Source organism: Natrinema gari JCM 14663, from assembly GCF_000337175.1.
Lineage (GTDB): Archaea > Halobacteriota > Halobacteria > Halobacteriales > Natrialbaceae > Natrinema > Natrinema gari.
On the sequence record NZ_AOIJ01000051.1, the window covers coordinates 252,897 to 275,461 of the forward strand.

Sequence of the window (22,565 nt, forward strand, 5' to 3'; positions counted from 1 at the left end):
GGCGTCGGGGTTGTCGTCCAGACGGTGTGGCAAGAATTAAGTTACAGCCCTCCCCGTCATTGGACATGCACGCCCTCGCACAGTCGGACGTGGCCAGGGAAACGTACTGGGGAATCACCAGCGTCGAGTACGCGGTGTTTTACTTCCTTGCGTTTACCGCCATCGCCGTCTTCACCTACGGCGTCTATCAGCGGTTCGCCCGCTACGCAGCGGGGGACGACGATTCGTTCCCCCGGCTCGATGACCTGCAGAGCCGCGTCGTGAGCGCAACCAAGATCGTGCTCTCGAACGAGAAACAGTTCAACAGGGACCTCTACGGCGGTCTGATGCACTCGTTTATTCTGTGGGGCTTCCTGACGCTGTTCGTCGCGACGCTCATCCTGATGGCCGAGGAGTACGCCGCGAAGAAACTCCTCCACATGTCGTTTTGGAACGGTGACTTCTATCTCGCTTACCAGTTCATGGTCGACGCGCTGGGACTCCTCTTCGTCGTCGGCATCGGAATGGCGATGTACCGCCGCTACTGGGTCCGCAACACCCGTCTCTGGGATCGGCACACATCCAACGAAGACGATATCTTCATCTGGACGCTGTTCGCGCTCGGCATCGGCGGCTTCCTGCTCGAGGGGTTCCGGATCTATATCGCCGGGATTCCGGACCACGAAATCGTGAGCTTCGTCGGCTACGGACTCGCAACGGCGTTCGATGGGATCGGTCTCCCGAGCACCGAAGCCGCAGTGGCCGCCGGTCCCGAGTACAGCGCGTCCGCCAACCTCGGTGCCAACGCCGAGACGCTCCACTGGCTCACGTGGTGGTCCCACTCGCTGCTCGCCTTCTTTTTCATCGCGTGGATTCCCTACGCCAAGCCTTTCCACATGATCTCCTCCTTTGCGAACGTCGTCACGCGCGACGAGAAAGCAGGGCAGCGCCTGCCCAACGTCCCGTCGGACCTGGACGCGACCAACGCCGACTCCATCGACGACTTCACCTGGAAGGAACTCCTCGATCAGGACGCCTGTACCAAGTGCGGTCGCTGTTCGTCGGTCTGTCCGGCCAAGGCTTCCGACCGCCCGCTCGACCCGCGGAACGTCATCCTCGACCTGAAATCCTACCGGGAGGAGCTGGCCGCCGGCGGCGAGGAGAAACCGATCATCGCCGACGGCGGCACCTCGGTGATCAACTCAGAGACGATGGACTCCTGTATGGCCTGTATGGCCTGTATGGACGCCTGCCCCGTCGAGATCGAACACCTCAAGAGCTTCACCCGGCTCAACCGCCAGCAGACCGATCAGGGCGATGTCTCCTCGAGCATGCAAGACGTCTTCCAGAACGTCATGCAGAACGGCAACACCTTCGGCGACTCGCCGCGCAACCGGGGCGACTGGGCCGACGAACTCGAGTTCGACGTCACCGACGCCCGCGAGGAGGAAGTCGACTACCTCTGGTACGTCGGCGACTTCCCGAGTTACGACGAGCGCAACAAGCAGGTCGCCCGCTCGCTGGCGACCATTCTGCAGGAGGCCGACGTCAGCTTCGGCATCCTCTTCGACGACGAGAAGTTCGACGGCAACGACATCCGACGGGTCGGCGAGGAACTGCTCTACGTCGAACTGGCAGGTCACCACGTCGAGACGTGGGAGGACTGCGAGTTCGACAAAATAGTCTGTACGGACCCCCACTCCTACAACACGTTCAAAAACGAGTATCCGGAGGTCAACTTCGACGAGTTCGCCGACGACCCGATGATGCCATTCGAGTACGACGAGCAGTGGAACGACGACGGCGAAATCGACGTCTACCACTGGACCCAGGCCGTCGAGGAACTCGTCGAAGAGGGCAAACTCGACCTGAACGGGACCGAACTCGACTACACGGTCACCTACCACGACCCGTGTCATCTGGGCCGATACAACGACGAGTACGAGGCCCCGCGCGAACTCATCAAAGCGACCGGCTGTACCCTCGACGAAATGCCCCGCAACCGCAGTAACTCCTTCTGCTGTGGCGGCGGCGGCGGCGGCCTCTGGATGGACTTCGAGGAAGAACCCAAGCCCAGCGAGGAACGGATCCGCGAGGCGCTCGAGGACACCGACGCCGGCAGCGGGATCGAGAAGTTCGTCGTCGCCTGTCCGATGTGCATGACGATGTACGAGGACGGCCGCAAGACCGGCGACTTCGAGGACGAGATCGAGATCGTCGACGTGGCCGAACTCATCGTCGAGGCCATCGGCAAGGCAGACGAAGCGCAGGTCGAAGTCGCTGCGGACTGACCGCTATTCCGGTCGTCCGTAGCCGACGACTCGGATTCGGTTCGTGGCCAAGCGGGAGAATTCGAACGAGAGAGTACCGTTAGTCGTCGCTGATCATCGTCGGGTCGATTCGATCGACGAGCCCGTCGAAGTCGTCGTCAAAGCTGAGAACGGAATCAATACCGTGCCGCTCGACGATCGCGATCGTGTTCGCGTCCGTGAAACTGAGCGAATGATCCCCATAGTTCTCGAAAGTTTCGAGCGTCTCCTCGAACAGTTCCGGTGTCGTCTGCTGTAGTTCGATCCGATCCGGGTATCCACTACGGCCCAGGATCCGCTGTCCGATAGTCCACGCGGCGTCGTAGCTACCTGTTCGTTTCCGGGTAAGCGTGATCGATTCGTCGATCACGTAGTCGCTCGTGTATGGACGGCCGAGATTGCCTGCGAGGACTGTCTGCATTGCATTGGCTGCCGCTTCATGTCTCGCTGCGGCACGGTCATGCTGCGCGAAGAAAACACCAGTGTCGATAAATACGCTCATTCGCCGTACAGAACCGCATCGATGTCTTCTTCCGTCGTCTCGATACCTGAGTCGACGGTTCCGGACAGCCACCGATCGATCCCGTCCTCCGACAATGGCTCGAAATCGTCCCGATAGGAGTCGATTATCTCGTCTTTCGATTCGTACGTGTTCGTAACGATCCGTTCGAGGAGGTCCTGTTGAGTCACGTTCGTTCCCGTCTCGAGTCGAATCTCTGCTTGAAGTTCCTCGAGGTGTGATTTCGTGATATCCGTAACCTTGATCGAGGTACTCATATGCGCTAGTAGCGGACTCCACTGAGAAAACTGTTCTCCCGCTACGAGCAATGGCTTCCGACAGGCGAATTCAGAACACTACAGTCGCTATCGAAGGACGGTCGAGCAGTAGAACGGGCTAGTCAGTCGGAGCGAGCGACTCGAGTCGCAGTCCGATTGTCTGCCCCGGAATCGTCTCCGTCCGCCCGCACCTCGCGGACGAACTCGAGGAAGTTGTCGAAGACGAGTTTCGCTTCGCAGGCTTCCTGGTAGTTCTCGGCCGTGATCTCCGCGAGTACTGACTCGCGGCGGTCGTCGGAGAGGTCCTTACGGTGGACGAGTTCGCGAGCGGTTTTCGTGTCGTACTCGGGATGGAACTGGACGCCGAAGACGCGATCCTTGCGGAAGCCGTGATTGGAGTACTCGTTCGCCGCGAGGGGATCGGCACCGGGCGGGAGGGTCGTCACCGCATCGGAGTGGCTGGTAAAGGAGCGGAAGGTCTCGTCGATGCCGTCGAACAGCCGCGACTCGCCGGTGTGTTCGATCTCGCTGTAGCCGACTTCGTAGACGCCCATGTCTTCGACGGTGCCACCGAGGACGTCGGCGAGCAACTGGTGGCCCCAACAGACCCCGAGGAAGGGAATGCCGCGATCGATCGCCTCGTCGACCCACTCCGTGACCGGTCGCATCCAGTCGTCGTCCCAGTAGACCGACGAGCGGGAGCCGGTGACGACGGCACCATCGTAGTCGAAGTCGTCCGGGACCGTCCCGTCGGTGGCGTCGAACTCCACCAACGAGGCGTCGAGTTCGCGCCGAAAGTTCCGCGTCGTGTTCGCGTCCTGGTGAGCCGCGTTCAGGACGGCGATTCGGGGTTGACTCATTACGCCATACTGCCCACTGAACAAGAATAGGCTTTCCGCCCGGTGCCGTGGTTGCCGCGACCGCCGACGGCGATCGGAGTCACTGAGACGAGTGGCACACCGTTGTCCTGCAACTCGAGTCGGTGACATCGACACCGATCACGGACCCGCGAGCGGCGGCTCATCGCAGGTGATAGCCCCCGGTGTCGTCCCGACGGAACCGGTCGCCCGTGTCGAACCAGCCGTCGGTGAACCGACTGCGATTATCGGCGTCGTCGTCCTCGGCGCTCGGGAGCGGAGCTGGCTCGGCCGACTGGTCGTCGTCGATTCCGGCAGGAGTTACGTAGCCGTCGGCGACGACCGGTCCCGAAACGTGGAGGCGGCCGACGGCTGCCCCCTCGAGGACCGTCCCCTCGTCGTCGACCAGCCGGGCACGACAGCCCGGAACCGGACGGCCGACCGGCAAGTCGTCGGCGTCGCCGGCTCGGGTATCGTCAGCGACCCCCTCGCTGGTGGCCGTCGGACACTCGAGGCGACCGTAGACCCGTGCGATCGGTACGTCTCGGTCCCGGTAGGGTTCGATCACGTCCTCGTCGACCGGCGCTTCGCAGATCGCCCGTTCGAGGGCGTCGGCGGCCGCGTCGAAATCCGATTCGGCCGCGATATCTCGGAGGACCGTTGCCCGACCGGACAACAGCGTCGCATCCTCCATGGCGATGGCCCTCGTGGTGTCGCCGGGGTCGAAGGCCCGATCGAGCAGGAGCGTCCCGCCGACGTACAACACCGACAGGGCGACACGGACGAGTCCGTTCGGGGCGGCCAGCGGTGTCGTGAGCGGAACGACGTCGTTCGCGGCCAGTCCCCACGCGGCGATCGCCGTCCGGCAGTTGGACTCGAGCGTCTCGCTCGCGTAGCCCGCGACCGGGCGTCCCGACTGGCCGTGGAGAGCGAGCGGAGGGGACTCGCCCGGCCGCTGGGCGTCGACCGTGATACTGGCGCGGTCGGTCTCGGACAGTTCCGCGAGCGTCACCGACCGGTCGAACGGGATCGACCGCACGAGATCGCGCTGAGCCGGCTCCGCGACGACGATCTCGGGCTCTAAGACGTCGAACGGGCGTTCGACGGAGGCGGGCGTCAGGAAATGTGAGATCGGCGCGAGCGTCGCCCCGAGCCGTCGGCAGGCGAAGAACAGCCCCAGAGACACGACCCGGTTGCGGGTGACGAGACAGACCGTGTCGCCGGGACCGATCCCGAGCGCGGCGAGGCGTTCGGCGGTTCGGGTCGCGATCGCCGACAGCTCGCCGTAGGAGACTCGGTCCTCGTGGATCGTCGCCGCGGGCACGGACAGCCGATCCGCCGAGATGTCGACGACCGCCGTCCGATTGGGGAAGCGGTCCGCCCGGCGGGCCAGCGAGAGGGTCACAGCAGTCGCTTCCACGCTCGCGTACGTAGTAGGGTGGGACTCAGTCGCAAGCACGGGCTCGAGAGCCGAACGAACTACTGAGACGGCGCGCTGAGCAGCGATGAGCGAGGGGCGAATCGCTGCTCGAAGCGCGAGGGATGAGCGAGCGGTGCGAGGGGTGAACGGAGTGAGTTCCCTCGGTACGCGAGCGAATCGGTTGGGGAGGACGTGGCGCACCCTGTTGTCGCAATCTCTCGAGTCGTCGTCGATGTCGCCGACCCGACGCCGCGGACTCTCCCTCTCGAGTCCTTCCACCGCTGCCCGACCGAGTCACTCGGAGGCGTCCGTCTGCGTCTCGAGAAAGCCCAACAACAGATCGTTGACCGTCCGCGAGCGCTCGATGAAACAGAGATGGCCCGCCCCCTCGAGCGCCCGGAACTCCCCGCGGGGCAGTCCGCGGGCCAGCTCCCGGCCGGCCGCGGGCGACACCAACTCGTCCGCGCCGCCGTGGATCACTCGCGTCGGCTGGGTCACCTCGACCAGCCAGTCGGTCGCGTCGAAGTCCGCGAGCGCCGCGGCCTGTGCCTCCCAGCCCGCCCGGTCGGCGTCGCCGTCGGCCCGCCAGTCGACGATCCCCTCGAGCGCGTCGGGTTGAGCTTCGCGAAAGTCCGTCGAGAGACCCACCGTCAGCGACTCGCGAAGCGCGTCGCGGTCGTCCGGCGGCGCGAACAGGGGCTCGAGGTCGACCGCCGCGCCCTCGGCCGCCGTGCCGAACAGCGTCAGTGTCGCGACGCGACTCGAGGTTCGGGCGGCTTCGAGCGCGATTGCCCCACCGAGGCCACAGCCCACGAGGTGCGCGGAGGTGAGGTCGCAGTCGGCCAGCACCGCCTCGAGATCGGCGGCGAGCGTCTCGAGGTCGTAGGGACCGGGCGGCGAATCGGAACGCCCCGTTCCACGGAGGTCCCAGACGATGGCCTCGTGGGGGCCGGCGACGGCGGCGTGTTGCCAGCCCCACAGCCAGCCGCCGAGACCCGCTTCGGGGACGAAGACAACGGGGTCGCCCTCGCCAGCGCGGTCGTAGTACAGCGAGACGGCTCCGTTCGATGCGGTCGGCATACGTGGACGATCCGGGTGGAGCAAGGCGACGGTTTCGGTTCCGATCGATGACGCGCGTCACTGGGCGCGTGACGACGGGACCTACGCCGAGCAAGCGCGGCCGTGAACCGGGTCCGTGAAACTGCCGCCCCCGGCTGTAAAGACGAACCCAGCCGTGGAGGGCCGACGGTAGAAGTCACTGTTCGATGCATTTTTCGCAGGCACGTGTCAAGCAACAACGTCTATGCGTACACATATCTCTCCTCCGCTGACGGACACGCAGCAATCACGGACGGTCGTGATCATCTTTGCGAGTACGCTCGTGAGCGTCATGGGCGTCTCCCTGATCAGCCCGGTACTGCCGACGATTCAGACGGCGTGGAACATTTCGGCGAGTCAGGCCAGCCTGCTCATTTCGGCGTTTACCTTGCCCGGTGTCGTGCTGACACCGTTCGTCGGACTCGTCGCCGACCGCGTTGGTCGCAAGCGCGTCCTCGTCCCGGCGCTGTTCCTGTTCGGCGTGAGTGGCATTGCAATCGTATTCGTCGGCGGCTTCACGACTATTCTCGGCCTCCGCGTCGTCCAGGGAATCGCCGGCAGTGCGATTATGAGCCTCACCGTAACGTTGCTCGGTGACCTGTTTTCGGGAGCCGAACGGAGCCGCCTCATCGGATTGAACGCGGCGATCCTCGCCATCGGCGCGGCCGGCTACCCCTTCCTGGGTGGGAGCCTCGCACTGCTCTCGTGGGCGGCCCCGTTCGCCTGTTTCGGGCTCGGGATCGTCGTCGCGATCGCCGGCTCCGCGATCCTTACTGAACCCGAGGGAAGCGACAGTTCGTCCGGCCTCGCCTACGTCGCTAACGCGATCCAAGCGGTCCCACTGTGGAGAGCGATCGGGCTGTATGCGGCTGTGTTCGGCATTTTTCTGATCCTTTACGGCGCACAGCTCACTGTCATCCCGTTCATTCTCGACGAATCCTACGGCCTCTCGTCCGGAACGATCGGGCTGTTGCTTGGACTCCCGGCAGTCACGATGGGACTGACGTCCTCGCAGTCGTCACGTCTCATTCGCCATCTCTCACCTCCGCGGCTCATCACGCTCGGTTTCGTGACCTACGGGGTCGGGATGACACTCGCCGCACTCACCCACTCGGTCATCGTCCTTGCCGGCGCGCTGTTCCTGTTCGGTATCGGGCAAGGGTTTGCGGAGCCGATTACTGATACCGCACTGAACACACTCGCCCCCGATGCGTTCCGTGGCGGTATTATGAGTATCCGAACGAGCGTGCTGCAGTTCGGAACGACTGTCGGCCCGCCGGTGTTCGTTGCCGTCGCCTCGATCGTCGGGTACGCCAATACGCTCCTCGTCGCCGGGATCGCCGCCTTCGCCCTCGGTGTCTCCGCGTTCGGCTTGCTCACGTTTTCGGAGGTCTCGTAACCGGCGTCTCGTCGAACGGACACACGGCTCGGGGCGTACGATCGGAACTCAAAAGAACGATCGTCGACCGATCAGGCGTTCAGAACCTGCCGCAACACGTCGGGCGCGTCCTCGAGCGCCTCGTCGAGATCGTCGACATTCGGGCCGCCGCCCTGGGCGAAGTCCGGCGGGCCGCCGCCGCCGCCGCCGACCTTCGCGGCGAGTTCGCCGACGACTTCGCCGGCGTTGACGCCGATGTCGTCGGGGACCGCGACGACGAACTGTGCACCGCTCTCGCCGCTCCCGATAACGGCGATTTTGCCCTCGTCGGCGAGGGCGTTGGCAGTCGCTCGGAGTTCGTCCATGTCGGCGTCGAGGCGCTGGACGACGGCCGTCGCGTCGCCGACCGTGACTTCCTCGCCGCCACCACCGCCGCTTGCGCGGGCCGCGGCGAGCTGTTCTTTGAGGTCCTCGATCTGTTTCCCACGTCCCTTCCACTCCTCGAAGAACCGCTCGGCGGTTTCGGGGACGTCTTCGGGCGACACGTCGAGGATGGCGGCGGCCTCGTAGAGCGCGTCCTCCTTGTCCTGGGTCGCCTCGATGGCGGCCTCGCCGGCCGCGAAGGTGATCCGCTCGACGCCGTCCTGAACGCGCTCGGTGTTCAGCACCTTGATCGCCCCGATATCGCCGGTCCGGGCGACGTGAGTGCCACCGCAGGCCTGGGTGTCATCGTCGACGTGGATCAGCCGGATCTGCTCGCCCGGCGGAATCCCGCCCTGGTAGAGGTCGAAGCCGTGTTCGGCCTCGGCGTCGTGGCGGTCCGGCCACTCCTGGGAGACCGCGGTGTTGTCCATCACGATCTCGTTTGCACGGTCCTCGATCCGCTTGACGTCCTCGCGGCTGATGCGGTCGTAGTGGCGAACGTCGATCCGCGACCGCTCGACGCCCTTCTGGGCACCGGCTTGCCGGATGTGCTCGCCGAGGACCTGCCGTGCGGCGTGGATGACGATGTGGGTCGCCGTGTGATGGCGCATGAGCTGTCGCCGACGACTGCCGTCGACCTGCCCGTTGACCAGTTCACCCTTCCCGGGGTCCTCGTCGGTTCGGTGACAGATGACGCCGTCCTCGATCTGGACGTCTACGACCTCGACGGTCGTATCGTCCGTCGAGAGCGTCCCGGTGTCGGCGGGCTGGCCACCGCCTTCGGGGTAGAACATCGTCTGATCCAAGACGACGTCGTAGCCCTCGTCGCGCTCGAAAACGTCGAGAACCACCGCCTCGAACTGGGTCCGCTGTTGATCGTCGTAGTAAAGCTTCTCCGTCTCGGGGAGGTCCTCGAGACGCTCGTCCTCGTCCTCCTCGGCCTCCGCAACCGTCTCGGGCGTGTCGTGGCGCTTCGCGACGAGGCTGTAGAAGTCGTCGGGGACCGCGACATCCGCGCCGGTTTCCGCGGCGATGTCCGCGACCATATCGGGCTGGATGCCGTGGGAGTCGTAGAGTTCGATCAGTTCGTCGGTCGGGATGGGCTCGCCTTTTGCGGCGTACTCCTCGGCCAGCGCTTCGACCCGGCGACCGCCGCGCTCGAGCGTCTCGCGGTACTTCTCGACTTCGGTGCGGACGATGTCACGGATCGTGTCGCGGTTCTCGTACGCGAGGCGCTCGGCCTGCATGTCGACGAGTTCGTCAAGCGGCGCGTCGACGCCGACCGTGTCACAGAGCCGCTTCGTCCGTCGGAGGACCATCCGCGCGAGGTAGCCGGTGCCGACGTTCGAGGGGACGATCCCGTCGCCGAGCATGTACGCGAGCGTCCGGCAGTGATCGGCGATGGCGTAGATATCCTCGAGGGGCTCCATCAGTGCCTCGAGGTCGGCGGCGTCGACATCGAGTTCGGCGGCGATCTCGCCGCGGGCGGTCGCCATGTCCTCGGCCTCGTCGATGTCCATGTGACCCGCGAGCTTGGCGGCCCGATGAATCAGGGCCTCCTGCTCATCGGTGTGATCGAGCCCGGCGTTGTCCTTCAGGAAGGCGATCATATCGGGGTAGACCGCTTCGTAGACGGTCGGGGTGCCCTGTGAGACCCAGGTCCAGCGCTCGAGCCCGTAGCCCGTGTCGACGATGTAGGTGTCCATCGGGCTGTAGCGGTTCCCGTCTTTCATCTCGTACTCGCCGTCGGGGTCTTGCTCCATCGACATGAAGACCAGCGTGGCGAGTTCGACGCCCCGGTAGATGACTTCGATAGCGGGGCCGGCGTTGCCGCCGCCGACCCACGGGTCTTCGATGTAGATGACTTCCTCGAGATCGACGCCCATCGAGTCGAAGAAGCCGTCACAGAGTTCGACGGTGCGGTCCTTCCAGTAGACCTCGCCGTGATAGGCGTACTCGTCTTCGGGAACGTCCTCGCGCGTGTTGAACGCGTGGTGGGCCATCATCTCGAAGGCCATCGTGTGTCGCCCGGTCTTGCCGACGTTGTCGATGTCCTGCATCCGGATGCAGGGCTGGGAGACCGTCAGCGGGTTCGCGGGCGGCGGCGTCTCGCCGCTGGTCACGAGCGGCTGGAAGTCGTAGATCGACGCCTGTGTCAGCAAGACGTCGTCGCGCCAGCGGTTCGCCGCGACCGGGTAGGGATCGATGCGCTCGTGGTCGTGGTCCTCGAAGTAAGAGAGAAACGCCTCGCGCATCTCGGTCAGGTCGTACGACTCGTCGAAGCCCGAGTTGTCGATGAAGTCGTACTCCTCACAGGGGGGCTCGCCGCAGGTTTCCCTGCTCCCGTCGCGCGTCCAGAAGTGAGCGCCACACGATGGGCACTCCTTGCGCTCGAATCCTTCCTCCTCGAAGTACTCGAGGCGGTACTCCTCCTCTAGTTCGCTCATTACGCGTGTATTGCCCCTGCAGCGCGTAAAACAGTTCCGCAACTGACGCCGCGAACGGAGCGGCCGACGCGAACGTGATCGGCCGTCGACCGCCGACTCGTCGGGCGGCGGGTGAGACGGACGCGCTCGTCTCGCGAGACCGCACATCGGCTCCAACAGATCAGTATCCTAACGTTCTTTAGGATAGATTGCGTATCGCACGGATGCGCACGAAAGTGCGCCAAGCCGGAGTGCCACAGCATCCAACCAAGCACTCCGGCTCAACGGCCGCCCCCGCGTAGCGGGAGCAATCCACCATTGGCGTTGGCGAAATAAAGACCTGCCGACGTCCATCGACCAGTTGCGACTCTCGCTGGCTCGCTCGCTGGATTGTGTCCTGGCGCGTCGGGGCCAGTACACTGAAGAGACATGATTTCCAGCATCACACTCCACTGTGACTGTGGTACAGACATCCGTCTCGCGCCGACGGATCACACGACTACCTGTCCCGACTGCGAAACGACGGTCGCGCTCTCGCTCGTCAACGACCCGGAGCACGATATCCATGCATCCAGCACTCGCTACGGCTCTCGATCGTATCGCGGCCCGTAAGGGCTGTGCTCCGACGGCCCTCCCGCCGCTGTACGAGGCCGTCGATCCCGAGGCGCTGGCGGCTGTCCTCGAGTCGAATCCGGACGTGACCGTCCGCTTCGAGTATGCGGGCTATCGGGTCGTACTCGGCCCCGGGCCCGACGAGGTCGGGGTGATCGACAGTCGTGGGTAGGTGAGCGAGACACGGGAGGCGGGACGGGATCGGACGCGTCCCGAACGGCTCGATACGGACGGCAAACTTTTATCCTGACGGACGGTCTCGGGGTCTAGACGATTGCACAGCGACGGAATGACGACGGCGACAGCGACCCAGCGGCCGCGGACGGTGCTCTACGTGGCCGACGCGGAAACCGATGCCAGCGACGGCGCTGGCGCTCTCGAGGGGGTCGACGCCGGACCCGAGCGGTCGGTCCACGCCGTGACGGCCGTCGATCGCGTCCGTAACTGGGCACCCGACGCCGACTGTGTCGTCTTCGCCGAGACGCCGACGACGGCCGCGGGCGCATCGCTGCTCGAGGTGATCGAGGCCGCTGGCTCGACGCCGGTGATCCTCTTTACCGACCCGTCGTTCGCGCCGACCGCCGCACGGTCGACCGACGGGATCGACGGCTACGTCCGCCGCGACACCGACGACGCCGTCGCCCACCTCGCGGACGAGATCGAGTGGGTCTGTCGCGAGACCGGAGACGCGGGGAGCGCCGACCGCGCCGCGTCGGCCCCCGGACCCGCCGAGCGCTTCCTCGAGTCGGTCCCCGAGGTGGTGGCCTGTCGCGACCGTGACCGACTCTTCGAACGCCTGGTCGAGACCGCGGCGGACGCCCTCGACTGCGAGACCTGCTGGCTCTCGACGGTCCACTTCGGGGAGTTCACTCCCCGGGTGAGCGCGTCGGGGGTTCCGGACGACGAACTCGAGCCAACCTCGCGCGACGGGGTCCTCGGCGAGACCCTTCGAACCGGCGAGGCGCTTCGGATCGACGAGATCGCGACCGACGATCGACTGACGGCCCCCCTCGACGGGGTGACATCGCTGTGTTGCGTGCCGGTCGGCGATATCGGACTCCTGCAGGTCGCCGCCGAAGAGGCGGCCGCGTTCGACGACCGCGACTGTGACTCGCTCACCGCGTGGTGTCGCGTCGCCGCCGCGGTCCTCGAGCGGATCGACGCCGACGCGAGCCAGCGGACGGCTCACAAACAGTTACAGCAGGAGCGCGACCGGCTGGCCAGCGAACGGGACGAACTGGCGGCCGAGCGCGACCGCCTCGCCGACGAACGGGACCGCATCCGTGCGCTGTTCGCGGCCATCCCGGAGCCCGCGGTCCACTACGGAATCGACGGCGGACGGGTGCTCGTCCGGGACAGCAACGACACCTTCAGCGAGGTTTTCGGGACCGATCTCGAAGAGGACGGCGACGAGGCCCCCGTCGCGCCGGGACTCGAACACCGGGGGGCAACGCTGCTCGAGTCGCTCCGGGCGGGCGAGCGCCGCCAACTCGTCAGTCGCCGGGAAACCGCCGACGGCATCCGCGAGTTCCTGCTGACGCTGGTTCCGGTCGACGCTGGCGCGAGCGACGGCGAGGCATCCGGCGCTCACGCTCCCGACGGGCTGCTCGTCTACAACGACGTGACCGAGGCGAGCCGCCGCGAACGGGCAGTCGCCGCCGCCGAGGCCCGACTCGAGACGATCGAGACGCTGGTCGAGGAGGAGATGCGGACGCCGCTGAACGTCGCCCGCGGCTACCTCGAACTCGCCGACGAAACCGGCGCTGCCGAACACTTCGCGGAGGTCGACGACGCGCAGAAGCGATTGGGGGAGCTCGTCGATCGGCTCGTCTCGATCGTCCGGCGGGACGACGTGCTCGTCGAGACCGAACCCGTCGCCATCCACGACGTCGCGCGGCAGGCCTGGGTCACCGTCGAGACCGGCGATGCGCGCCTCGTGACACGCACAGCCGACGACCGCGTACTCGAGGCGGACAAGGCGCGGCTACGGGAACTGTTCGAGCAGTTGCTGGGGACCGTGCTCGACGCGGCCGACGGGAACGACTGCGGAACGAACGGCGGCGACGAACCGGTCGTCCCGGACGACGCGACGGACGAGACGGACACCGAGCCGACCGTCGTCACCGTCGGAGCAACCGACGACGGGTTCTACGTCGCGCGACGCGACGCCGAAACCGACGCCGCGGACGCCGACGGCGGGATCGAGACGACGCCCGTCCCCGACCAGTCGATCGCGACCGACGGCACCGGCTTCGGGCTCGACACCGTCGAACGCATCGCCGACGCCCACGGCTGGAACGTCGGCGTTGCGGCGGACGACGGGCGCATCGCCGTCGCGTTCCGCGGTGTCGACGCCGCGGACGGCCAGTATGGTGATCACTGAACGTCACAACACACCTGCTCGCACGACTGCGAGGCCACCGCTGTGTCCCGACTAGATCTCGCCGATCAGGCGTCCGCGTCGAGCGCCAGCGACGCCAGCATCGCCTCGAGTTGCAGGCGCTCGTTTGCGCCCTCGGTAATGCGGTAATCGACTTCGCCGAGTCGCTCGAGCAGCCGCACTGTCGCCCGTTCGGGAACGTCGAACTCCCAGGCCGACCGGTGGAGTTGGTCGATGACGTCGCCACCGGCGAGCCCGCGCTCGGTCAAGAGGTCCTCCAGGGCGGCACGGGCAGCGGTGAAGTCGCCGTCGATGGCGTGTTCGACCATGGCTTCGACCTCCTCGGGGCGGGCGGTGGCGGTGATCGCGAAGACGGTCCCCTCGTCGACGGTTTCGCCCATCACCGCGGCGGCCTGCAACGCGTTGATCGCCTTGCGCATGTCGCCGTCGGCCGCGTAGACCAAGGCGTCGACGCCGTCGTCGGTCACCGCGATGTCCTCGGTGGCCGCGATCTCGCGCACCTGGGCCTCGATCGCGTCCGCGGTGAGTTCGGTAAAGCGAAAGACCGCACAGCGGGACTGAATCGGGTCGATGATCTGGCTCGAGTAGTTACACGAGAGGATAAACCGGGTGTTGTTCGAGAACTGCTCCATCGTCCGGCGCAACGCGGACTGGGCGTCGGAGGTCAAGGCATCGGCCTCGTCGAGGAAGATGATGCGATGGGAGTAGCCGCCGAAACTCGAGCGAGCGAAGTCCTTGATCCGGTCGCGGACGACGTCGATCCCCCGCTGATCGGAGGCGTTGAGTTCGAGGAAGTTCTCCTGCCAGTCGTCGTCGTAGACTTCTCGGGCGATGCTTTTCGCTGCCGTCGTCTTTCCCGTGCCGGCCGGGCCTGCAAAGAGGAGGTGGGGGAGGTCGTCCTGTTCGACGTAGTTTTTGAGCCGCGGAACGATGTCCGTGTGGCCCTTGATGTCGTCGAGTCGCTCCGGACGGTACTTCTCGATCCAGACTTCGGTCTTGCCGGGTGTGGACTCCGCCGCCTCGGCGTCGGCCTCGCTCATACCGGTCGAAGGTGGGGCCGCAAGATAAAACGACCGAAGGTCGCCATCGGCTCGCGTCGCCGGCACCCTCGAGGTGGCGAACCGATCACGAGACGGGACAGTTTTCGTCCCTGACACGGTGGTGTCGGGTTTTACACCCTGCTCGGAGAAGGGACATCCACAATGGTTGGATCAAGCACACGATCGCGGCTCGTCGTCATCGCGGTAGTCGTTCTCGCCGTCGTCGGTACCGTCCCGGTGCTGGTCGCCGCACAGAGCAACGGGCAAACCGGCGGGACGGTCGTCGTCGAGGAAGGCGAGACGGTCGAGACACTCGAGGGGATCGGCGGCTCAGTCGTCGTCCGCGGGACCGTCACCAACGATGTCAGCGCCGTCGGGGGCGATGTCCGGGTCGAACGAACCGGTTCGGTCGGCGGTGACCTCGAGGCGGCCGGCGGGAGCGTGACCATCTCGGGGGCCGTCGAGGGTGACGTGGATGTCGGCGCGGGGAGTCTCACAATCGCCGAGAACGGGACCGTCGGTCAGGACCTCACGGCGGGCGTCGGGAGCGCGACGATCGACGGCACGGTCGAGGGTGACGCCGAAATCGGGGCGGAAACGATCCGGCTGGGAGAGAGCGCCTCGATCGCGGGTAACCTCCGGTACGACGGCGACCTCGAAGGGAACACCGACGCGGTCGCGGGCGACATCGTGGAGGACTCCTCGCTCGGCGTCGATGTCGCACCGACGGTTCAGCCCTTCGCATCGTGGCTGTTCACGGCCTACGCGCTGGCAGTGAACCTGCTGCTCGGAGCCGCGTTGCTCGCGCTGTTCCCGCGGTTCTCCGACGGGGTCGCCGACCGCGTCGCGTCGGGTCCCGTTCGGTCCGGGCTCGCCGGGTTGCTCGTGTTCGTCGGGATCCCGGTCCTCCTGATCGCGCTCGCAATCACCGTCATCGGGCTTCCGCTGTCGCTCGTTGGCGGCTTCGCGTTCGGCCTGCTGCTGTGGATCGGGACCATCTACGGGCGTTTCGCCGTCGCCGCGTGGCTCCTGTCGCTGGTCAGGCTGGGCAATCGCTGGCTCGCGCTCGTCGTCGGGCTGGTGGCCGGCGCTGCCCTCGGTCGGCTTCCGGTCCCGTTCGTCGGTGGTGCGATCAACCTGCTCGTCCTCCTGCTGGGACTCGGCGCGCTCGTCCGCGCCCTCTACGGTCACTGGCGCGCCGGCCGGAAACGCGGTCGAGAGCAACGAGCCGGATCGGACGAATCAGCGGCGGAATAAGCGGCGGCGCGCCGACCCGCGAGCGACGCGCTCAAGGCCACCGCGGCGTAACGGGGCGTATGCACGTCACCGTCGATGTCAAGGGCGAGGACACCTACGAACTCGAACTCGAGGCGGTGACAGGGGTCGCGACCGACGGGGAGGCGACTGGCGATCCCGCCGACGCCACGCCGACGTACGCCGACCTGCTCCGCGAGGTCGGGTTGAGCCCCCACGAGGTGAGCGTCCTCGTCGACGGGCGTCCGGTGCCGGAGGATCAGCCCGTGGAGAGCGACCACGTGACGGTGTTGCGGCTGATCAAGGGCGGATAACGCTGGCGACGCGGTCCGTCGCGGCTCCGGTTCGGGGGAGCAGTTGCCACCCCGCATCCGAGTCGCTCGCCATGCATGCTCAGCTGGCAACGGTTTCTGTGGCACCGACCCGCTCAGTGAGTCCAGCATCACCGGGCGACGAATCAGACAGTGCTCGATCGGTGAAAGCCCAGCCGCTTTCCCGATCGATGTGGTACTCCACGTATGTCCCTGAAGACGGCCCTGCCGAGAACGAGAGTCGATCCAGCGACAATCGACGCGCTGTTGGCCCACGACGGCCGACGCTCCTGACGCATGTTCGTCCGTACCGCCACCGCCGACGACGTCCTGGAGGTCCGTCGCATCCTCGACGCAGCGATGCTCGAGCCGGGTGACGTAGAACGGCGAATCGATGACGGAGACGTCTTCGTGGCCGGCGATCGGCGAGGCGGCACGGAGCCGGCCGCTGAATCCAACGGGAGCGAACGGGTGCTCGGCACGGCCGTCCTCGAACCCCTCGAGAGCGAGCCGGGCGCACACGTCGGGGCGATCGGCGTCCGCCGTCGCCACCGGGGGCGGGGAATCGGCTCGGCGCTGATCGACCGGGCGCTCGAGCGGGAAAAACGGCTCACGGCCCGGTTCGACGACGGCGTCAGGCCGTTCTACGAACGACTGGGGTTTTCGATCGAACCGATCGACGACCACCGCCACCGCGGCGTGGCGGTGGCGGCTGGGTACGTCTGACGGCCCGGCTCATGGAGCCCCGTCGCCTGCCGGGGTAGTTTTATCCGGTCTGAACGTGGTACGTGCCCAAGCATGGCGCTCCAACGGATGCTCAGCGGCGATCCGTCGAAGAGTTCGAAGGTCTATCTGGCGATCGGGCTTCTCTCGCTGGTGAAAGCGATCGCGGTCCGCAACGACCGGGACCGGTTCCGACGCGAGATCGTCGACGCCGGGTTGTTCCTCGGCGTCGGATTCGCGCTTCGCCGGTTCAGCAGGATGAAAGCGCAGAAACGCCGAGAGCTCGAGTCACAGGTCCCCGATTGGGCGGCCGACGTGATACGGTCCGAAGCGACATCGAAGGGGCTGCAAACGATCGCGAAGCGACGATTCGGTCGATCCGAGCCCGAACCGAAGACGGTTCGAGAGCGAGCGCGCGGCGTTTTCTCGACCCGGTAACTCGTGTCGGCCGCGCCCGTCCGTCAGTCCGATCCCGCGTCGACAGTGGTCGCTGCTTCGGCCGAGATCGGCTCGAGCGACGCCGAAAAGTGACGCAGCTCGGGGACTGCGGGGTTGGAAACGATCTCGAGTCCGGACACCTCGTGTCGGTTCTCGAGGACGGCTTCGGCCGTCTCGACGACGTGCTCGAAGTGTTCGCGGTGGTATGTCCGGCGTGGGACCGCGAGCCGAACCAGTTCCGGCCGGTCGGTCTCGGGGAACGCGAAGCTCCCGAGTTCGACGCCCCTGACGCCACCTTCCCGATACAGTTCACAGACCAGCGCCTGTCCCGGGAACTGCTCGGCCGGGATCTCCGGAAAGATCGCCCCCGCGTCGAGGTAGACCGCGTGCCCGCCGGTCGGCGTGTACACCGGCAGCCCGGCCTCCTCGAGCATCGCGCCGAGTTCGCGGACCTGTTCGACCCGATCCTCGATGTACGATTCCTCGACGGCCTCGCGCAGGCCGACCGCCATCGCGGCGACATCGCGTCCGGCCATGCCGCCGTACGTGGGGAACCCCTCGTAGAGGATCGCGCGCTGTTTACACTGCTCGAAGAGGGCCTCGTCGTCGGTCGCGACGAACCCGCCGACGTTCGCCAATCCGTCTTTCTTCCCGCTCATGACGAGCGCGTCCGCGAGTCCAAGTTGCTCGCGTGCCACCTCGGCGACCGTCGCGTCGGTGAACTCGTCTTCGCGCTGGGTCACGAAGTAGGCGTTCTCCGCGAACCGGCAGGCGTCGATCACGAACGTGGCGTCGATCTCGTCGGCGAACGCCCGGACGCGACGGGTGTTCTCGACGCTGACCGGCTGGCCCGCCGTCGAGTTGTTCGTGATAGTGAGGATCACCAGCGGGACTTGGTCCGCACCGACCTCGTCGACGACCGCGCGGGCCTGCTCGATCGAGAAGTCACCCTTGAACGGCTCGTCCGTCGCCGGATCGTGGGCCCCTGGAACCGGACAGTCGACCGGATCGGCACCTTGATTCGAGACGTGCGCTCGCGTCGTATCGAAGTGCGTGTTATTGAGCGCGACGTCGCCCTCGGAGAGCAGGCTGCCGTAGAGAACGTTCTCGGCACCACGGCCCTGGTGGGCCGGGACCACGCGTTCGAACCCCATCACGTCCGCGACCGCGGACTCGAGGCGATCGAAACTCGACGAGCCGGCGTACGCCTCGTCGCCCTGCAGCAGCGCGGCCCACTGGTCGTCGCTCATCGCGCCCGTCCCGCTGTCGGTCAGGAGATCGATAAACACGTCGTCGGCGGGGAGATTGAACGCGTTGTATCCGGCTTCCTCGAGCGCCTGCGTTCGCCGTTCTTTCGATGGAAGGGTGATCCGTTCGACTACTTTCGACTTGTACGCGACCATACCCGCTCAACGCCGTCGAGCGTGTTCAGTCTAGTTGAGAGGTTGTGCGCGTCGATGGCTCGAGACGGTCCCCGCCGGACGGATCGACGCATCGATGGACGGAATCGGTGGCCCACACGCGAACGGAGCCGACGGTGACACAGTGTGGGCAGAGACGGTCACGCCCGCGGGCTCAGTGAGTGTCGACACAGACGCCGCCGAAGACATCGTCGGCTCGTCCCGTCCCGTCGGCATCGGTGGCGTTCGCAGCCGACGGCTTACCGTCCGTGACGGTCGCAACCGCCGTCTCGCCGGCGTCGACGAGGTCGGCGGGCGAGTCCGCGTCGAACGCCGTGAGGATCGCGTCCGGGTCGGCCTCGCCCTCCTCGAGGACCGCTGTCGCTGTCGGGTCGGTGCTCATGTGTCCGTCCGCGCCGACCACCGCCTTCGTTACGCTGCTGTTACCGACGTAGTAGCGACTGCATACACCGGCCGTGCTCGCTGTAGCAGCGACTGCATACGCGGGCAATGACGGAGATACTAGCCAGCGGTCGCGTCCGGGTCGGCGACCCGAAAACGCGAGTCGTTCCCAGCACAGCCCCCGAGGAGTCGCTCGAGCTAGAACAGGTCCTGGGTCAACTCGAGGGTCTCCTCGCGGTCGTCCCAGTCGACGAACAGCGCGACGCTGGTGGCGCTGGTGATGATGTCCTGGAGGTGAATCCGGGCCTCGGCCAGCGGGTTGACGATCTCGCTGATGATCCCCGGCTGGTTGGGGAGTTCGCCGCCGGTCACGCGGATGACGGCGATCGGCGAGTCGACGGTGACACTCGAGAGTTCGTCGCGGGCGATGACCTCGCGGTGGAGGATGTTTTCGGCGCGTTCGGCTTCCTCCTCGTCAATGTAGAACGTAATGGTGTCCATCCCGCTGGCGACGGCGTCGATATTGATGTCGCTCTCCGCGACGGACTCCGAGAGATGGTTGAAGATACCGGGCTGATTGCGGATGGCACGGCCGGCGACGGTCAGACAGGCAAGCGGCCGCTCGCGCAGGTCGACCAAGTTCTTGAACTCGCCTTCGATGCTCGTGCCGCCCGACAGGAGATCGCCGTGCTGGTAGTGGACGACGCGGACATCTAGCTGCCCGTCCTTGTACGACAGCGCGGACGGGGCGACGACCTCGGCCCCGCGGAACGACAGGTTCCGGAGTTCGTCGACGGAGATCTCGCCGACGTTGCGAGCCCCTTCAACGACGTGGGGATCGCCGGTCATGACACCCTCGACGTCGGTGACGATGACGACCTCGTCGGCGTCCATGTACTTACCCATCATGACGGCCGTGGTGTCGCTGCCGCCTCGACCTAGCGTCGTGATCGAACCGTCCGGCCCCTCGGCGAGGAAGCCGGTGATGACCGGCACCGTCCCGTCGAGATCCGCCGCGACCTCCTGGGCGCGTTCCTGGGTTTCGTCGACGTTGACCTCGCCGTACTCGTCGGTGACGACCGGCCACCGATCGCTGCCCGGCTCGAGGAAGATCGCATCGATGCCGCGCGCCGACAGTGCGGCCTTGAGCATGCGAACTGACGTCCGTTCACCCATGCTGACGATCTGCGCGCGGTCGGCCTCGTCGGTCTCGAAGGAAATCTCGTCGAGCAGTTCGTCGGTGGTCGATCCCATGGCACTGGCGACGACGGCGATCTCGTGGCCGTCCTCGACGGCCGCGGCGATCGAATCGGCGGCGCGGTTGATCCGGTCGCCGCTGCCGAGACTCGTCCCGCCGAACTTGGCTACAACGCGCATACTGACACCTCACGGGCCGCGAGCGTGACGATAGTGTGACTCATACTCCGTCCGTAACCAGAGCGGGCAAATAACTGTGTTCATCGTCCGCATTTTTACCTGGGACAGTAATCCCCGCTCCCCCACAGGCACGGCGCCGACGCGAGCGCACGGCGAACGGCGACGGATGCGCGACCGGGATTTATTGTCGTGCACCGCATTACCATACGCCGATGAACGTACGGGACGCACTCGAGGCCGACGCCGACGCGCTCGCGTCGATCGCCGACTCCCCAACGGACGTGATGCGGAATCTCGTCCACGACCGAACGGTACGCGTCGCCGAGGATGGGAATCACGATCCGAACGCGGACGTTTCGGATTCGCAGTACAGCGGCTCCGATCCCGAGGACCTGCTGGGGTTTATTAGCTTCGACGCACGCGAGGAGACCGTCCACGTCACCCAACTCGACGGCACCTGCGAGGCCTGCAAACGGTTGCTGGCCGAACCCGTCCGGTTCGCCGAACGCGAGTCGATGGCCGTCGAAGTGCTGGCAGCACAGGACGCCGATTCCATCGAGACGGCCGCCGAGGATCTCGGCTTCGAACGGCGCGGCCACGGCCCGCGGTTCAACGGTTCCCCGACGGTTCGGTTTCGGCTCGAGCCGTGACGGGGTGGTCCCGAAGCTTCGAAGCGAAACTGTGGCAAAAGTGGTTATTCCGAGAGCGCCGGAGGCGCTCTCGGGCCGACGACCGATGCGAGCGAGTGGAACGAGCGAGCGGAGGGAGGAGTGCTTTTGATCGAAATTTTGCCGAGGGCCAGTTTGCTGGCCCTCGGCAAAATTTCGTTAGGAGAACTTCTGGACGGTCACGTCCAGCGTATCCAGGTCGACGATCGGCGCGAAGCCGGCGTCGGGGTCGATGTTGACGCTCTTCTGGAAGTCGGTCTGGGCCTGCCAGCAGCCGGAGTTGATCGCGAGCACGTCGTGGTACTTGCCGAAGCCGAGTTTGTGGACGTGGCCGGTATGGAAGATGTCGGGGACCTCGTCGATGATGAGGTAGTCCTTCTCCTCGGGAGCCAGACGAGTGTGACCGCCGAACTGCGGCGCGACGTGGCGCTTCTTGAGGAGGTGGTACATCGCCTTGTGCGGGTCGTCGTAGCTGGCTTTGTCCTCGGGTAGTTCCGCGATCACCTCGTCCAGCGAGACGCCGTGATACATCAGGACGGAGACGCCCTCGAGGGTCACCGTCGACGGGTTGCTCACGATCTGTGGGTCGTGTGCGGACATGATCGTCCGGAGTTCCTCGTCGAATCCGGGCTGAGGCTCGGCGAGTCGCACCGCGTCGTGGTTCCCCGGGATCATGACAATCTCGATGTCGCCCGGGATCTTTTTGAGGTGCTCGCTGAACGCCTCGTACTGTTCGTAGATGTCGACGATGTCGAGTTCCTCGTCCTGATCGGGGTAGACGCCGACGCCCTCGACCATATCGCCCGCGAGCAGCAGGTACTCGACGTGCTGGGCGTCGGGAGTGTGTAGCCAGTCGGCAAAGGCGTTCCAGGCGTCAGCCATGAACTCCTGGCTGCCGACGTGGACGTCACTGATCAGCGCCGCCTGCACGTGACGGTCCGCCGTCGACGGCTCGTGCGTTCGGGGCACGTCCGGGAAGTGCATCGCGTCGACGAACGCGATCCCCGAATCGTCCGCCAGGGTCCCTTCCATCGCCAGCACCTCGTCGCAAAGCAGTTCCCCGACGAGGTCGGCGTACTCCCTGTCTTTCATCACGAGCCACGGAAACGTTCCCGTCGCGTCCTCGAGTTCGATCAGCCAGTGGCCGCTGGCGGTCGAGCGGATGTCGTTGACCAACCCGACCATCGCCACCTCGCTGCCGCCCGGCATGTCCTGGATGGCCGTCGCCGGCCGGTGGTTGACTCGGCCCCGCAGTTTCGCGCCCAATCGATC

General features: G+C 65.9%; 20 protein-coding genes. 9 read left to right on the top strand and 11 right to left on the bottom strand.

The window, feature by feature from the left end; translation table 11 throughout:
• Window positions 1–65: 65 nt before the first annotated feature.
• Window positions 66–2,270 (top strand): (Fe-S)-binding protein, encoded by a 2,205-nt coding sequence (locus tag C486_RS11030; protein ID WP_008456094.1) that lies wholly within the window; start codon window positions 66–68, stop codon window positions 2,268–2,270.
• A gap of 79 nt (window positions 2,271–2,349) precedes the next feature.
• On the opposite strand, the gene C486_RS11035 is transcribed toward C486_RS11030, so the two are convergent.
• The 5 genes from C486_RS11035 to C486_RS11055 form a co-directional block, all read right to left on the bottom strand.
• Complete coding sequence (locus C486_RS11035; RefSeq protein WP_049910441.1) at window positions 2,350–2,790, bottom strand: type II toxin-antitoxin system VapC family toxin; 441 nt, start codon at window positions 2,788–2,790, stop codon at window positions 2,350–2,352.
• Window positions 2,787–3,065: a hypothetical protein gene (locus C486_RS11040; RefSeq protein ID WP_008456099.1), complete on the bottom strand. Its 279-nt coding sequence runs from the start codon at window positions 3,063–3,065 to the stop codon at window positions 2,787–2,789. Before C486_RS11040 ends, C486_RS11035 begins: the two co-directional genes overlap by 4 nt.
• A 122-nt stretch (window positions 3,066–3,187) precedes the next feature.
• Window positions 3,188–3,925: a type 1 glutamine amidotransferase gene (locus C486_RS11045; RefSeq protein ID WP_008456101.1), complete on the bottom strand. Its 738-nt coding sequence runs from the start codon at window positions 3,923–3,925 to the stop codon at window positions 3,188–3,190.
• A gap of 160 nt (window positions 3,926–4,085) precedes the next feature.
• The gene (locus tag C486_RS11050) at window positions 4,086–5,342 is read right to left on the bottom strand and encodes a class I adenylate-forming enzyme family protein (RefSeq protein ID WP_008456103.1); all 1,257 of its coding nucleotides are present in this window, start codon (window positions 5,340–5,342) and stop codon (window positions 4,086–4,088) included.
• Window positions 5,343–5,636: 294 nt separating this feature from the next.
• Window positions 5,637–6,422: an alpha/beta fold hydrolase gene (locus C486_RS11055; protein ID WP_008456105.1), complete on the bottom strand. Its 786-nt coding sequence runs from the start codon at window positions 6,420–6,422 to the stop codon at window positions 5,637–5,639.
• Window positions 6,423–6,645: 223 nt separating this feature from the next.
• On the opposite strand from C486_RS11055, the gene C486_RS11060 reads away from it, so the two are divergent.
• Window positions 6,646–7,839 carry an MFS transporter gene (locus C486_RS11060; protein WP_014862905.1) on the top strand — a complete coding sequence of 398 codons (1,194 nt, stop codon included), beginning with the start codon at window positions 6,646–6,648 and terminating at the stop codon, window positions 7,837–7,839.
• Window positions 7,840–7,910: 71 nt separating this feature from the next.
• On the opposite strand, the gene alaS is transcribed toward C486_RS11060, so the two are convergent.
• A complete protein-coding gene (alaS, locus tag C486_RS11065; protein WP_008456109.1) occupies window positions 7,911–10,688 on the bottom strand; it encodes an alanine--tRNA ligase in 2,778 nt (925 codons plus the stop codon).
• Window positions 10,689–11,232: 544 nt separating this feature from the next.
• Between alaS and C486_RS11070 the strand changes: the two genes are divergently transcribed.
• Both C486_RS11070 and C486_RS11075 read left to right on the top strand, forming a co-directional pair.
• The gene (locus C486_RS11070) at window positions 11,233–11,451 is read left to right on the top strand and encodes a HalOD1 output domain-containing protein (protein WP_008456111.1); all 219 of its coding nucleotides are present in this window, start codon (window positions 11,233–11,235) and stop codon (window positions 11,449–11,451) included.
• Between the two features lie 117 nt (window positions 11,452–11,568).
• Window positions 11,569–13,662: a GAF domain-containing sensor histidine kinase gene (locus C486_RS11075; protein WP_008456113.1), complete on the top strand. Its 2,094-nt coding sequence runs from the start codon at window positions 11,569–11,571 to the stop codon at window positions 13,660–13,662.
• A 65-nt stretch (window positions 13,663–13,727) separates the two neighbouring features.
• On the opposite strand, the gene C486_RS11080 is transcribed toward C486_RS11075, so the two are convergent.
• The gene (locus C486_RS11080; RefSeq protein ID WP_008456115.1) at window positions 13,728–14,720 is read right to left on the bottom strand and encodes a replication factor C small subunit; all 993 of its coding nucleotides are present in this window, start codon (window positions 14,718–14,720) and stop codon (window positions 13,728–13,730) included.
• 162 nt (window positions 14,721–14,882) lie between these two features.
• Here C486_RS11080 and C486_RS11085 point away from each other — a divergent pair, with 162 nt between their 5' ends.
• The 4 genes from C486_RS11085 to C486_RS11100 all read left to right on the top strand — a co-directional run bounded on the left by C486_RS11085 (window position 14,883) and on the right by C486_RS11100 (window position 17,446).
• Window positions 14,883–15,977: a bactofilin family protein gene (locus C486_RS11085; protein ID WP_008456118.1), complete on the top strand. Its 1,095-nt coding sequence runs from the start codon at window positions 14,883–14,885 to the stop codon at window positions 15,975–15,977.
• 59 nt (window positions 15,978–16,036) lie between these two features.
• Window positions 16,037–16,288, top strand: coding sequence for a ubiquitin-like small modifier protein SAMP2 (samp2, locus tag C486_RS11090; protein ID WP_008456120.1), 252 nt, complete (start codon window positions 16,037–16,039; stop codon window positions 16,286–16,288).
• A gap of 294 nt (window positions 16,289–16,582) precedes the next feature.
• Window positions 16,583–17,011, top strand: coding sequence for a GNAT family N-acetyltransferase (locus tag C486_RS11095; protein ID WP_008456122.1), 429 nt, complete (start codon window positions 16,583–16,585; stop codon window positions 17,009–17,011).
• Between the two features lie 72 nt (window positions 17,012–17,083).
• Window positions 17,084–17,446, top strand: coding sequence for a hypothetical protein (locus tag C486_RS11100; RefSeq protein ID WP_008456124.1), 363 nt, complete (start codon window positions 17,084–17,086; stop codon window positions 17,444–17,446).
• 23 nt (window positions 17,447–17,469) lie between these two features.
• Here the strand turns inward: C486_RS11100 and C486_RS11105 are convergent, their stop codons facing one another.
• From C486_RS11105 to C486_RS11115, 3 genes are all read right to left on the bottom strand, one after another.
• Complete coding sequence (locus C486_RS11105) at window positions 17,470–18,849, bottom strand: tryptophanase (RefSeq protein WP_008456126.1); 1,380 nt, start codon at window positions 18,847–18,849, stop codon at window positions 17,470–17,472.
• Between the two features lie 172 nt (window positions 18,850–19,021).
• The gene (locus C486_RS11110) at window positions 19,022–19,249 is read right to left on the bottom strand and encodes a hypothetical protein (protein ID WP_241432497.1); all 228 of its coding nucleotides are present in this window, start codon (window positions 19,247–19,249) and stop codon (window positions 19,022–19,024) included.
• A 197-nt stretch (window positions 19,250–19,446) separates the two neighbouring features.
• On the bottom strand, window positions 19,447–20,625 hold the full coding sequence (locus C486_RS11115) for an aspartate kinase (RefSeq protein WP_008456129.1): 1,179 nt from the start codon (window positions 20,623–20,625) through the stop codon (window positions 19,447–19,449).
• A 212-nt stretch (window positions 20,626–20,837) separates the two neighbouring features.
• On the opposite strand from C486_RS11115, the gene C486_RS11120 reads away from it, so the two are divergent.
• Window positions 20,838–21,275, top strand: coding sequence for a hypothetical protein (locus C486_RS11120; RefSeq protein ID WP_008456130.1), 438 nt, complete (start codon window positions 20,838–20,840; stop codon window positions 21,273–21,275).
• Between the two features lie 177 nt (window positions 21,276–21,452).
• On the opposite strand, the gene C486_RS11125 is transcribed toward C486_RS11120, so the two are convergent.
• Window positions 21,453–22,565 (bottom strand): DNA-directed DNA polymerase II small subunit (locus C486_RS11125; protein ID WP_008456131.1); only part of this gene is annotated, 1,113 nt, incomplete at its 5' end.

What these genes read in the sequence shown, in the direction of transcription:
- C486_RS11030 (WP_008456094.1), top strand. Translation starts at nt 66, where the DNA reads ATGCACGCCCTCGCACAGTCGGACGTGGCCAGGGAAACGTACTGGGGA.
- C486_RS11035 (WP_049910441.1), bottom strand. Translation starts at nt 2,790, where the DNA reads ATGAGCGTATTTATCGACACTGGTGTTTTCTTCGCGCAGCATGACCGT.
- C486_RS11040 (WP_008456099.1), bottom strand. Translation starts at nt 3,065, where the DNA reads ATGAGTACCTCGATCAAGGTTACGGATATCACGAAATCACACCTCGAG.
- C486_RS11045 (WP_008456101.1), bottom strand. Translation starts at nt 3,925, where the DNA reads ATGAGTCAACCCCGAATCGCCGTCCTGAACGCGGCTCACCAGGACGCG.
- C486_RS11055 (WP_008456105.1), bottom strand. Translation starts at nt 6,422, where the DNA reads ATGCCGACCGCATCGAACGGAGCCGTCTCGCTGTACTACGACCGCGCT.
- C486_RS11060 (WP_014862905.1), top strand. Translation starts at nt 6,646, where the DNA reads ATGCGTACACATATCTCTCCTCCGCTGACGGACACGCAGCAATCACGG.
- alaS (WP_008456109.1), bottom strand. Translation starts at nt 10,688, where the DNA reads ATGAGCGAACTAGAGGAGGAGTACCGCCTCGAGTACTTCGAGGAGGAA.
- C486_RS11070 (WP_008456111.1), top strand. Translation starts at nt 11,233, where the DNA reads ATGCATCCAGCACTCGCTACGGCTCTCGATCGTATCGCGGCCCGTAAG.
- C486_RS11075 (WP_008456113.1), top strand. Translation starts at nt 11,569, where the DNA reads ATGACGACGGCGACAGCGACCCAGCGGCCGCGGACGGTGCTCTACGTG.
- C486_RS11080 (WP_008456115.1), bottom strand. Translation starts at nt 14,720, where the DNA reads ATGAGCGAGGCCGACGCCGAGGCGGCGGAGTCCACACCCGGCAAGACC.
- C486_RS11085 (WP_008456118.1), top strand. Translation starts at nt 14,883, where the DNA reads ATGGTTGGATCAAGCACACGATCGCGGCTCGTCGTCATCGCGGTAGTC.
- samp2 (WP_008456120.1), top strand. Translation starts at nt 16,037, where the DNA reads ATGCACGTCACCGTCGATGTCAAGGGCGAGGACACCTACGAACTCGAA.
- C486_RS11095 (WP_008456122.1), top strand. Translation starts at nt 16,583, where the DNA reads ATGTTCGTCCGTACCGCCACCGCCGACGACGTCCTGGAGGTCCGTCGC.
- C486_RS11100 (WP_008456124.1), top strand. Translation starts at nt 17,084, where the DNA reads ATGGCGCTCCAACGGATGCTCAGCGGCGATCCGTCGAAGAGTTCGAAG.
- C486_RS11105 (WP_008456126.1), bottom strand. Translation starts at nt 18,849, where the DNA reads ATGGTCGCGTACAAGTCGAAAGTAGTCGAACGGATCACCCTTCCATCG.
- C486_RS11110 (WP_241432497.1), bottom strand. Translation starts at nt 19,249, where the DNA reads ATGAGCACCGACCCGACAGCGACAGCGGTCCTCGAGGAGGGCGAGGCC.
- C486_RS11115 (WP_008456129.1), bottom strand. Translation starts at nt 20,625, where the DNA reads ATGCGCGTTGTAGCCAAGTTCGGCGGGACGAGTCTCGGCAGCGGCGAC.
- C486_RS11120 (WP_008456130.1), top strand. Translation starts at nt 20,838, where the DNA reads ATGAACGTACGGGACGCACTCGAGGCCGACGCCGACGCGCTCGCGTCG.